An 8,862-nucleotide genomic window follows, 5' to 3' on the forward strand; every position below is an offset into this window, starting at 1 on the left:
GGCGGGGGCTGCCGGGCTGCGGTACATCGTGGTGCTGGGGGCGGCGCAGTACAACGGCAGGCCGTCGCCCGTCTTCAAGAACCGCCTCGAGGCCGCTTTGGGCCTCTTCCGGCAGGGGGCGGCTCCCGCCGTCGTGGTCACGGGGGGGCGGCAGCCGGGCGACCGGTACAGCGAGGGCGAGGTGGGGTGCAACTACCTGCGCCTGCGGGGCGTGCCGCCCGGTGCGCTTTTATGCGAGCAGCGCAGCCGGAGCACCTGGCAAAACCTCGCCAACATCCTGCCTTTGGTCAAGGGCCAGCCCATCCTCATCGTCACCGACGAGCCCCACTTGCCCCGGGCCTTGCTGCTGGCCGAGCGGCTGGGGCTCAAGGCGCAGGGCTTCGCGGTCAAGGGCAACTTCTCGCAGGCCTACTACCAGCGCGAGACCGTGCTCACGCTGCTGGCCCACATGGGCATCACGGACGCTTATAGCGATCGAGGGAAGTGAGGTAGCCCTCCAGCAGCGCCCGGAACTGGTTGACGAACAGGTCGCGCTCCTGCCGCAGGGCCTCGATGTCCCCGCGGATGCGCTTCATCTCGGCCACGATCTCCTGCATCGTCTGCTCGCGGGCCGACTCGGCCTCCCGCTTGATCAGTTCGGCCTCCCGCTCGGCCTGCTGCTTGATGTCGCGGGCGATGCGCTCGGCCGCCACCACCGCCCGCTTGAGGTCGGCCTCGCCCTCGCGGGCCTGGCTCAGCTCGCTCTCGAGCGTACGGATGCGTTCACGCAAGCTCTCGTTCTCCTCGGTGAGGGCGGTGAGGCGGTCGGCGACCTGGGCCAGGTACTCCCGCACCTCGGCCACGGCATACCCCCGCAGCCCTTGCTTGAACTCCTGGTAGCGAACGTCGAGGGGCGTCAGGTCCATAGCGCTCTCTTTTCTAGACCCAAGGCTAACGGGGCGGGGCGGGGTTTGGCAATGGATGGCTAACGGCGAACGCTGAACGCCGATGGCTGATGGCCGGGCGCGGGGCGCGGGTCGTACGTCGGATGCGGGTCGTACGTCGTACGTCGTACGCAAGACGCGAAACGCGAGACGCAAAACGCGAGACGCAAAACGCGAGACGCAAGATGCCTTGTCACCCCCTTAGCAAGGGGGGTAGGGGGGATAAACCCTCTCCGAGTGCGGAGAGGGCCAGGGAGGGGCAAACCACGAGCCACTAGCCACAATCCTCCCGCCAGGGTTATTTCTTACCTGTCGTTAACCTCCTTGGTACTAAACTGGTCTTGTTCCAAGGCGGAACGCCTCCCGAGCACAGCCAAAGCGGTCCTTTGGGTGCCCTGTGCTCGGGCTGTTTTTTGGGGCTGTGACAACGCCAGCAGCCATTTGCGCTTGCGCCCACGGCTGGTCCCGCTATAATCGCGTCCCGTGCGTCCTGGTGACGCCTTCGACGGGAGGACTGCGGATGCGAAAGGCATGGCTGTGGACGGCGGCGCTGGTAGTGGGGAGCGCCTGGGCCCAGGGCTGGAAGGTCGAGGAGGTTCTCGACCCCTCGACGGAGAGAACCCAGGTTTTCGTGACGCTGAGCGCCTCGAGGGAAGGCTCCACGCTCCCCGAGGGAGACCTCACGCTCTCCTGCTTCGACGTGGAAGACCCCACCTTCGGGGGTTATATCGCCATCGACTTCAAGCCCACGGGCTTCCTGATGGGGCCAACCTCAGCCCGTTGGCGTTTCGACGACGCGCCAGAGGAACGCCACCGGGTAATCCTGAGGCTCTACGAGGGGCGCTCCTTCTTCTTCGTGCCCGAGGAGGACGCGGCAGCCTTCTTCGAGGGACTGCTGGGTGCGGCAAAGCTCGAGGTTGTCCTCGAGCAGCCGTTCGGCCGGGGAGTGTTGCGCTTCGACGTCAGCGGGCTCGAGGCCTACGCCGCCCGGCTCGGCTGTTTCCAATTCTGAAGGGCTCGAGCACGGAGCAATCCCCCCTCGAACGAGGGGGGATTGGCCTGTTCTACCGGCTTCACAAAGATACTCTTCAAATCCGTCATGAGGTACATCTTTGTGAAGCCCAGGGCACTCCCTTCGGCCGGGGTGGATAGCCTCCCGATGGGAGACGATCCACCCAAACCGGGTATTCGGGGCTCGGTTCAGCCGCACTTGCTGTAGCCGCAGCTATAGCACTTGGTGCAGCCCTCCTCGCGCACGAGGTTCTCGTCGCCGCACTCCGGGCACTTGCCCAGGCCGGTCTTGCCTGCGGGATTGGTGCTGACGGCGGCGATGTGGACGGGCGGGGTCAGGGCGCGCTGGGGGGTCTGGGGCACCACGTCGCTCGAGGCGGCGCGGCGGCCCTCCTCCCGGTGTGCGGGCTTCGCCCGTCCCGACAGGGGATCGTCCTCCAGGGCCACGGCGGCGTTGGTCTCGAGCGCCACCGCGATGAGGTCGGCCTTGGAGGTCACGAAGCGGCCCTGGTAATTGCCGTAGAGGCCGCCGTTGATGCCGCGCAGGGTCTTGACCAGGGCATCGGCGGGCACGCCGTACTGCAGGGCGATGGAGATGACCCGGCCCAGCGCCTCGCTGTCGGCGTTGGCCTCGTCGCCGGCCTTGCCCGAGGTGAGGATGACCTCAACGGGGTGCTCGCCCTGCATGTTGACCGTCACCAGGAAGCCGCGGCGGGTGCCGTCGGCGGCGGTGAGCTTGACCATGTCGGTGTAGCCCACCAGGCGGCCGGTGCGCTCGAAGACGGGCTGGCCCGCCTTGGGCATGGGCTCGGCGGGGACCTCGAGCAGCGCCGGCTGCACCGCGACGGTCTCCGAGCCCTCCGGCTTCGCCTTCTCCTCCTTCTTCTCCTCCTTGCTCACCGAGAGCACCTGGAACTGGCGGCTGCCGTCGCGGTAGACGGTGATCCCCTTGCAGCCGGTGAGGTAGGCCTCGGTGTAGGCGGCCTCCACGTCCTCCACGCTGGCCTCGTTGGGGAGGTTGATGGTCTTGGAGAGCGAGTTGGCGGCGTAGCCCTCGGCGTCGAAGGCCCGCTGCACCACGCCCTGCATGCGCACGTGGTCCAAAGGCGGCACGTCGTGGGCGCCCTCGAACACGGCGGCGATGCCCGCGGGGATGCCGGGGAGGCCCTTCACGGTGCCGTGGTTGGCCTGGATGGCCTCGATGAGCTTGTCCCAGTCCCACTTGCTCCCGGGTGCACCGGCTTCAGCCGGTCCCGAAGGGGATCGCCCCTCGGGCGTGGCGAAGGCCTCGCTGGCGGGGTACTGCTCCATGAGCTCGACGAACAGCGGGTGCAGCAGGGCCTTGTACTGCCCGCCGATGCGCCGCCACATGAAGGGGGAGAACATGGGCTCGATGCCGCTCGAGACGCCCATCAGCATGCTGGTGGTGCCGGTGGGCGCCACCGTGAGCACCGCGACGTTGCGGCGGGGGCGGATGCCCAGCGCCTCGAAGGCGGCGGGGTTGTCGCGGTAGGCCGGGAACACCCCCCGCTCCTCGCCGAGCTGCTCCGAAGCCCTGACGGCCTCCTCGCGCATGGCGCTCATCATCTCGGCCACCGCCTGGCGCCCGGCCTCCGAGGAGTAGGGCAGGCCCAGCTTGATGAGCGCGTCGGCCAGCCCCATCACGCCTAAGCCCAGGCGGCGCAGGGTCTGGCTGGCGACGCGGTTGTCCTCGAGGGCGAAGACGTTCACGTCGAGCACGTTATCCAGGAAGCGGATGCAGGTGCGCACGTCCTCGCGGAACTCGGCGAAGTCGAACTGCCCGTTCTCGACGTAGGCGGCCAGGTTGATCGCGCCCAGGTCGCAGGGCTCGCCCACGGTGAGCGGGATTTCCCCGCAGTTGTGGGCCACCACGCCGCCCGCGATCAGGCTGTGGGTGACGGGCTCGGTCAGGTCGTAAACGGGCGCGGTCCCGGCCGGCGCGACCCGGCTCACCGTGACCTCGAAGCGCTGGCGGTAGGCACCCCGGTCGCGACCGCTGATGAAGTGCTCGAGCTTGGCCTGCTTCTCGGGCAGGGCGAAGCCGATGACCTCGGCGAAGCGGTCACGGCTCTCGGCACCGATGATCAGCTCGTACTGGTCGGCAACGGGGTACTCGCGCAGCCCGCCCCGGCCATCAGGCAGGGCCTTGAGACCCGCCGCGCGGCGGTGGTGGACGATCCCCTTGCGGGACAGCCTGCGGCTGTACACCGGGTGAATGCGCCCGAAGATGCCGAAGTTGAGCAGCAGGAGTTGCACGTCCTCGAGCAGCTTCCGGCTCGAGGAGGCCAGCCGCACGGTGCAGCTCTGCTTGGCGTCGTTGCGCTCCACGGTGCCGTCGGTGCTGAACAGCCCGCGCAGGAAGCCCACCACCGCCTCGCGGGGCGCGGTGAAGAGGCTCTCTGGAACCCGCTTCTCGGTGGCCTTGGCCGCCCTGACGCCGAGGGCGGAGAAGAACTCGGCGGGCAGCTTGTTGAAGTGCAGGTGCTGGGTGTTGGAGGCGGTGGCTTGCAGGGTTCCCTGGCCGAACCAGTCGCGCAGACTGTCCACGACGGCCTGGGCCTGGGCGAATTCGCGGTTGCTGAAGAAGAATCCCACCCCGTCCTCGCGCAAGTACCCGTCGCCGACCAGCCAGCCCAGCACCAGGCCCAGGTTCTCGCTCCACTGGGTGGGCATGTTGGCGTACTGCTCGCGCACGTCGGACCTTCCGCGGGAGCCCCTGCCTCCGGCCACCGCGACCCGCTCGCGCACCACCTGCAGCACGGCGGGCGGCAGGGCCTGCTCCTTGGCCCACAACCCCTCGCCGCTCTGCACCAGCAGCTTGTCACCGGGCTTCAACTGGCCGGCCTCCACGTACCCTTGGGGGGTGAGGAGGGGGTGGTTGGGGGTCAGGGTGAGGGTGATGCCCTCGCGGGTCTCGAGGCGCACCACCTCCCGCTCGCCGGTGTAGAAGGCCTTGGCCGCCTTTCGCACCGTCACCCCGCGCCCACGGCGGGCCGCGCCCAGGCCCGCGAGGGGGGCACGGTTGTCGGTAGCCAGGTAGAAGCTGCCCTTGTCGGTGAGTTGCTCGATGAGCAGCAGGCCAAATTCCGTCGCGACGCGGGTGCTGCCCACGAAACAGGGGTTGGTGGAGCGGATCGCGTAGCGCGGGCCGAGGTTCTTCAGCGCCGAGAGCTCGTTGACCCGGTCGATGAAGATCAGGCCCGGCTCACCGGTGGCCCAGGCGTGCCAGGCGATCTCGTGCCACAGCCACCTGGCGGGCACGCCCAGGCGTGCGTCAGTGGCCCCATCTGCCCCCAGGCGGTAGACGGGGATGGGGCGGGCGCCGTCCACCTCGCGCTCGGGCAGGTCGGGGAGGGCGCCCCGGTACTCGCCCTCGACCATCACCGGGTAGTACTTGCCGGGCACCTCGGCGGGCTCCACGCTCCACAGCCCATCGGCTTGCAGGGTCTGCCAGAAGGCCTCGGTGACCAGGATGGAGATGTTGAAAGTCGAGATGTCGCCCTCGGCGGCCTCGCGGTCGAGGTCCTTGGCGGTGAGGAAGTCGAGGAGGTCGGGGTGGTCGATGGAGAGGGTGGCCATCCCAGCGCCGCGCCGGGTGCCCCCCTGCCTCACCACACGGAGCACGGACGAGTACACGTAGCGCAGGGTAGCCACCGGACCGGCTTTCTCGGCCCCCAGGTTGGCCCACTCGAGGAAGTTGTCGAAGATCTCGGCCAGGAAGCTCACCGGACCGCTGCTGGTGCCGCCCGAGCCCTTGATGGGCGCACCTTCCGGGCGCAGGGCGCTGAAGTCTACGTGGGGCTCGGCATGGCCGGTCGCCAGCCGGATGGCCTCCCGCGCCGCGTCGATGATCCCGGCCATGTCATCGGGCACGAGGATGGCACCGGCGGGTCTCTCCCGCACGGTCATGACCCCGTGGCGGCGGGCCAGCGCGGCGAGCTCGGGGCTCACCAGCCCGTAGACCACGCGGGTCCAGTTGCGGATGGTGACGCTCTCCTTCTCGCCGTCGGGGTTGATGGGCGGGCGCATCAGGCCCCGGATGAAGTCCTCGACGTCGGCGTGGGTGGCGCTCAGGTAGGCGAAGCCGCGCACCGTGCCGCGCTCCCCGGCCTCCTTGCCCGCCCCGCCATGGCGGGGCGGGTAGGGGTCGAGGTTGACGCCGTTGCCCCCGCCCACCTTGGTCACCAGCGCGAGCTTCTTGGCGACCTCGAGCACCCCCTCGAAGCTGGAGGGCTCGTGCTCGGTGGCCCCCTGCACGAAGCAGTTGAGCACGTTGCCGTGCTGCGTCCCCGCGCCCGCCAGCACCCGCCCGCCGGGGCAGAAGCGCTTGGAGGCCATCAGGCGGTAGAACTGCTCGCTCCAGTAGGCCCGGTTCTGCTCAGACTCCGGGCTCGCCACCCAGTCCGCGACCCGGCGGAACATCCCGAATACGTCCCCGTCACCGTCCTGCATGTACTGGCGCTTGGCGATTGAACGGGCGTGATCGTCAAAAACAGCAGGTTCAAAGGCGTCCATGCTTCCTCCAAAAATTCGCAACACTCCCCCTGGCCCAGGAATAAGGCCCTATATCTTGGGGTTTCTGGCAGCGATACTACTACCTATAGTGGTAGGGCCGCAAGGTGCAGCCGTCACAATCTTTCCGGGGACGTGCTCAGAATACCGCCGGCATCGGCCGAAAATCAAGGCGCCCATCCCTTCATCTAGCGGGTGTACTTCTCCTGAGGCCCAAGTTATAGTAGGTACACCGTTACCAATATGTTAACACAAGAACCGGGGTTATGGCTTTAGCCTCGAGCACATTTCGGCGGGCCGGAGCTGAGCCAGACCCCGGTAGAGATGGTGTGCGGAAGCGCGCGAGCCGCCTCGAGGCGAGGCGTCGAGCGCGGCAGCCCGCGGCGTCACCCCCGCAGGTGCCACACCGCCAGCGAGAAGGGCCCCTGGGCGTAGCCCTGGAGGCTGCCCCCCTGGCACGTGACCTCGGCGCCGCTGAGCAGTTCCACCGCCACCTCGCCGCGCGACCAGACCCCGTGCAGGGGGATGAGCACGGGCCAGGGCTCCTCCGAGGCGTTGACCGTGACCACCACCCCCTCCTCCCCCTCCACCCGGGCGAAGGCCAGGCGGCGGTCCTGGGCGTACAGGCGCTGGTAGCGGCCCCGCCGCAGCAGCGGGACGCTGTGGCGCAACTGGCTCATGCGCCGCACGGTCTCGACGACGGGTTGCTGCCATTGGCCCTCGTCCCAGGGCATCCCCCGCCGGTTGTCGGGGTCGTGGCCGCCCGGCAGCCCGACCTCGTCGCCGTAGTAGACCGTCGGCACGCCCGGCAGGGTGTAGAGCAGGGCCAACGCCAGGGCGCTGCGCTGCGCGTCGGCGCGCATCAGGCTGAACAGGCGGGGCGTGTCGTGGGAGGACATGATGTTCATCTGCGCCCGCACGATCTCCCAGTCGTAGCGCTCGAAGAGGTGCTCGAGGCGGTGGCTGAAGGCCAGGGCCTGCAGGGTCTCCACCCTCCCCAGGCCGCTCTTGGCGGCGAGGTCGCGGTCGAGGAGGGTGTCGCCCACGAAGCCCAGCACGGCCCGGCCCAGCGGGTAGTTCATCACCGCGTCGAACTGGTCGCCCTGCAGCCAGCGGTCGGCGTCCTCCCAGATCTCGCCGACGATGTAGGCCTGGGGGTTGATGGCCTTGACCCGGCAGCGGAACTCCTGCCAGAAGCTGTCGTCGTTGATCTCGTTGGGCACGTCCAGCCGCCAGCCGTCGATGCCCTGGCGCACCCAGTGCTCGGCCACGGCGAAGAGGTACTCGCGCACCTCGGGGGTGTCGGTGTTGAACTTCGGCAGCTCGGGGTTGTCCCACCAGGCGGCGTAGTTGGCCCGGCGCTCGTAGGCGTTGAGCGGCCAGCCGAAGACGTGGAACCACTTGAGGTAGGGCGACTTGGGGCCGTTCTCGAGGATGTTCTGGAAGGCGAAGTGCCCCCTGGAGCAGTGGTTGAACACCGCGTCGAGGACCACCCGGATGCCGCGCTTGTGGGCCTCCTCGAGCAGGTGCGCGAAGGCGGCGTTGCCCCCGAGCATGGGGTCGATCTGGAAGTAGTCGGTGGTGTGGTAGCGGTGGTTGGCCGTCGAGGCGAAGATGGGGCAGAAGTAGATGGCGTTGAAGCCCATGTCCTTGATGTAGTCGAGCTTCTGGGCCACCCCCCACAGGTTGCCCCCCTTGAAGCCCCGCAGGGTGGGCGGGGAGTCCCAGCTCTCGAAGTGCGCGGCCAGCGGCGCGGGCATCGCCAGCGGCCCCTCGCCCCGGGCGAAGCGGTCCGGGAAGATCTGATAGAACACGGCGTCTTTAACCCAGTCGGGCGTCATGCGGCTCCCTCCAGGCCCGCCCGTGCGGGTGGGCGTTCCGGCATACCCGTGTAAGTCTAAGCGATCGGCACGGCCGCGCAAGGGGATCGCGACCGGCGGCGGCTCGAGCGCCCGCGCCGTCAGGCCGGGAGGAGGCCCTCGAGCGCCCGCGCGAGCTCGACGTGAAGGCGGTGCGAGCCGCGGTGCACGGTGAAGTGGCCCAGGAAGGGCGCCCCGGCGAGGTAGACGTCGCCCAGGAAGTCGAGGGCCTTGTGGCGCACGGGCTCGTCGGGGAGGCGGGGGGCGTTGAGGCTGGAGGTCTCGGTGTAGACCAGGGTGTTCTCCAGGCTGGCCCCGTGGGCCAGGCCCTGCGCGCGCAGGGCCTCGAGGTCGCGCAAAAAGCCGAAGGTGCGGGCCTCGGCCACCTCCGCTAAGCGGCCGGGCGGGCTCTCGAAGCGCCGGTAGCCGATGAGGGGGTGCTTGAAGGTGATGGTCACGCTGAGCCGGAACCCGGGGGCGGGCTCGGCGACGATCTGGCCCTGGTCCTCCAGCACCCGCAGCGGGCGCGGCAGGGG

At 68.9% G+C, this 8,862-nt stretch carries 6 protein-coding genes; 2 read left to right on the forward strand and 4 right to left on the reverse strand.

What is annotated here, in order from left to right; translation table 11 throughout:
• Positions 1-487: YdcF family protein (locus Mterra_RS16025; RefSeq protein ID WP_147372860.1), on the forward strand; the 487-nt coding region annotated here is incomplete at its 5' end.
• Here Mterra_RS16025 and Mterra_RS16030 read toward each other — a convergent pair.
• Entirely contained in the window at positions 456-905 is a 450-nt protein-coding gene (locus tag Mterra_RS16030) for a DivIVA domain-containing protein (protein WP_027894171.1), read from the reverse strand. The genes Mterra_RS16025 and Mterra_RS16030 overlap by 32 nt on opposite strands.
• A 538-nt stretch (positions 906-1,443) precedes the next feature.
• On the opposite strand from Mterra_RS16030, the gene Mterra_RS16035 reads away from it, so the two are divergent.
• Complete coding sequence (locus Mterra_RS16035; protein WP_147372862.1) at positions 1,444-1,935, forward strand: hypothetical protein; 492 nt, start codon at positions 1,444-1,446, stop codon at positions 1,933-1,935.
• A 188-nt stretch (positions 1,936-2,123) separates the two neighbouring features.
• Here Mterra_RS16035 and Mterra_RS16040 read toward each other — a convergent pair whose 3' ends face one another.
• From Mterra_RS16040 to Mterra_RS16050, 3 genes are all read right to left on the reverse strand, one after another.
• Complete coding sequence (locus Mterra_RS16040) at positions 2,124-6,470, reverse strand: LAGLIDADG family homing endonuclease (RefSeq protein WP_119316081.1); 4,347 nt, start codon at positions 6,468-6,470, stop codon at positions 2,124-2,126.
• A gap of 383 nt (positions 6,471-6,853) precedes the next feature.
• Positions 6,854-8,308, reverse strand: a complete 1,455-nt coding sequence (locus Mterra_RS16045) for a glycoside hydrolase family 13 protein (protein ID WP_119316082.1) — start codon at positions 8,306-8,308, stop codon at positions 6,854-6,856.
• Positions 8,309-8,427: 119 nt separating this feature from the next.
• Positions 8,428-8,862 (reverse strand): UDP-3-O-acyl-N-acetylglucosamine deacetylase (locus Mterra_RS16050; protein WP_147372864.1); only part of this gene is annotated, 435 nt, incomplete at its 5' end.

This window comes from Calidithermus terrae (assembly GCF_003574345.1).
Lineage (GTDB): Bacteria > Deinococcota > Deinococci > Deinococcales > Thermaceae > Calidithermus > Calidithermus chliarophilus.

Coding starts and splice junctions, on each gene's coding strand:
- Mterra_RS16030 (WP_027894171.1), bottom strand. CDS start 905: ATGGACCTGACGCCCCTCGACGTTCGCTACCAGGAGTTCAAGCAAGGG.
- Mterra_RS16035 (WP_147372862.1), top strand. CDS start 1,444: ATGCGAAAGGCATGGCTGTGGACGGCGGCGCTGGTAGTGGGGAGCGCC.
- Mterra_RS16040 (WP_119316081.1), bottom strand. CDS start 6,470: ATGGACGCCTTTGAACCTGCTGTTTTTGACGATCACGCCCGTTCAATC.
- Mterra_RS16045 (WP_119316082.1), bottom strand. CDS start 8,308: ATGACGCCCGACTGGGTTAAAGACGCCGTGTTCTATCAGATCTTCCCG.